We start from the raw sequence: 2,551 nt of genomic DNA, 5'->3' as shown, positions 1-2,551 counted from the left end.
TCGGCATTGGAAATAAATTTGATGAAAAATTTGTGAAAATTTTTGAACCGGATAAATCAGTGGACGCTGAAGGTCAATTAAGTGAATCTGGAATAAAAAACATAGATTTTATAATACTTTCACACATGCACTTTGATCACTCAGGCCATGCATTTTCCAGTTCTGATTTATTCAGTAAATCGGTTATAATATGCCAGGAACTTGAACTAAAGGCCTATAAAAATCCCAATGATTTCACACGTGGCAGCTATGTTAAATATCAAAATAGGAAAAATATTCTAACGCTTGATGGTAGCAGGAGAATTAGCAGTGAAATCAGTGTTATTTACACAGGCGGTCACAGTTTTGGTCATCAGATAATAAAGATAAAAATAGGGAATAAAAGGTACATATATGGTGGCGATCTATTCCCATCAGCATTCCATGTAAAACCGAATCATTTAACAGCCATAGATGTTAATCCAATTCAGTCAATGGAGATGAAGAAAAAAATTTTGAAAATGGCAATTTCAGAAAGGGCAATAATGATCTTTAATCATGATACAAACATTATATCTGCACGGATTTCGGGAACGCCTGAGAGGCCAGAGATAGAACAATGCGATATATAAATATCAGTACTCACGCCATCTGTGATGGCAGGCCTCACATGTATAAAACTTTGTTTCAGGTTCATCTGCAGACCTTGTCTGCTTTAATAAATAATAGGCACCAACGTGACCGCATTTAGGGCAAACCGCCTCACTGTCAAGCGGTTCACCGGATACTTCCTCCTCTATCATTATTGTCTCCTTTCCAGAACTCTGTGCTGTAATTTTCTCATTATGACCTGATTTTGAAACCTCATAACCACAGTTATTGCATATGTATTTATCTTTATTTGGTACCATTAAGGAACCACATTTTGGACAGAACATGCTTATAATATTACAAGTTGATATATAAAGATAATTAAATAAAAGGTTTAAATAAAATTTCATAATATTTTATTATGAGCCCCGAAGAAGTTTTGAAAAAATATAAAAATGTGGCCGTTGTTGGCATTTCGGAAAAACCTGATAGATACAGCAATATTGTTGCCAAATATCTCATGGATAATGGTTATAATATTATACCGGTAAATCCTTCAATAGAGGAATGGAACGGTATAAAATCATATAAGGATTTAAACTCTGTTGATAAACCAGTGGACGTGGTGGATATATTTAGAAAACCAGAGTATGTAACAGATATAGTAAAACAGGCAATAGGTAAGGCAAAGGTTATATGGATGCAGGAGGGAATAATCAACGAGGAGGCCAGGGATGTTGCAGAAAAAAATGGAATGTATGTTGTTATGGACAAATGCATGAAAAAAGAGCTGGAAAAATTAAAACAGAAATAAAAATTTTTAAGGTTGATTTTAATGTGGTTGTATGCTGGGGTAGCCTAGCCCGGAAAGGCGGCAGACCCGAAATCTGCTGCTAGCAATAGCTCGGGAGTTCAAATCTCCCTCCCAGCGCTCTATTTTATTTTTTCTGCAGTTAAATAGAATTTATCCATTCTTATATCTTCTATTCTTGTAAGCCTGCCACCAACTGAAAAAACCTGTTCATCTGTTTGTATAATAAATGAATTTTTATAGCCGGGTATTATATCAGTACCCTTTATTGATCCGGATATATCTATATCACCATTCTGTGTGACACCTATGACACGGCCCTCAAGTTTATATCCATTATTTAAAAACATGTTTATTGCCTCGCATGAAATCCATGAAGTATTAAAAATCCAGTTGCTTTTGATCTGGAACTTTGATATATATATTGATGGTTTCCATATAATATTGTAATAATAGTAGTTTATTATATGTATCATTTCCTCTTCCTCAAAATCTATGGCATATTTATTTCTTAGATTGATATTATCCACCTGTACTATTGCCTCATCTCTATCCTTTATGATAATTTCTGGAGATATTCCAGGTCTTCTTTTAATAACTATTTTTGAGATAAGATCTGTAATATCGTATCTATCTGAATCTGGAAATATTGTTAAAAAAACAGATACACCACGATCTGCGGCCTCTATAAGATATTTATCAAGATATCTGAGTGTGGACAATCTACATGATCCAATAATCTCATTCTGTGAGTTTACAACCATATCCTTCATCTGTTCTCTTATTAATACCTCATTATCCAGATACCATAAATATGGATTGTATTTATTTGCAGTTAACGCTGATTTTTCAACAACCTTTGATATTTCATCCTTATATTCAGTCATTTCATTGATTATTTTGCTAAGTGCAACCTCAACAGGGACGGCACGGTATATCTTTTTTTTCCCGGGACTTACCTCTATTAAGCCCTTGGTAATTAGATTATTAAAAAGGTCATAAACCCTGGGCTGCGGTATGCCTGCAGTTGAAACAATTGATGTTGAAGTCTGCGGCCCATTCAATAAAAGTGTTTTATAAACCTTAATCTCATAGGGAGATAAACCAAATTTAGATAATTTTTCAAATACTTCATCGTCATTCATAAAAGGAAATTGCTTACATATAAAT

The 2,551-nt window shown here is 34.0% G+C and carries 4 protein-coding genes and 1 tRNA gene; 3 read left to right on the top strand and 2 right to left on the bottom strand.

Annotated features, from left to right (window positions below):
* Positions 1-611: MBL fold metallo-hydrolase (locus AOG55_RS03140; RefSeq protein ID WP_055040874.1), on the top strand; the 611-nt coding region annotated here is incomplete at its 5' end.
* A gap of 3 nt (positions 612-614) precedes the next feature.
* On the opposite strand, the gene AOG55_RS03135 is transcribed toward AOG55_RS03140, so the two are convergent.
* Entirely contained in the window at positions 615-917 is a 303-nt protein-coding gene (locus tag AOG55_RS03135) for a transcription factor S (protein WP_048101560.1), read from the bottom strand.
* Positions 918-991: 74 nt separating this feature from the next.
* Here AOG55_RS03135 and AOG55_RS03130 point away from each other — a divergent pair, with 74 nt between their 5' ends.
* Both AOG55_RS03130 and AOG55_RS03125 read left to right on the top strand, forming a co-directional pair.
* The gene (locus AOG55_RS03130; protein WP_048101561.1) at positions 992-1,384 is read left to right on the top strand and encodes a CoA-binding protein; all 393 of its coding nucleotides are present in this window, start codon (positions 992-994) and stop codon (positions 1,382-1,384) included.
* A gap of 33 nt (positions 1,385-1,417) precedes the next feature.
* Positions 1,418-1,501, top strand: a tRNA-Ser gene (locus tag AOG55_RS03125).
* Positions 1,502-1,503: 2 nt separating this feature from the next.
* On the opposite strand, the gene AOG55_RS03120 is transcribed toward AOG55_RS03125, so the two are convergent.
* Complete coding sequence (locus AOG55_RS03120; protein WP_048101562.1) at positions 1,504-2,526, bottom strand: TrmB family transcriptional regulator; 1,023 nt, start codon at positions 2,524-2,526, stop codon at positions 1,504-1,506.
* Positions 2,527-2,551 lie beyond the last annotated feature (25 nt).

Source organism: Acidiplasma cupricumulans, assembly GCF_001402935.1.
GTDB lineage: Archaea > Thermoplasmatota > Thermoplasmata > Thermoplasmatales > Thermoplasmataceae > Acidiplasma > Acidiplasma aeolicum.
Note: the sequence above shows the minus strand (reverse complement) of the source record. Positions and strands in the feature narration are given on the sequence as shown.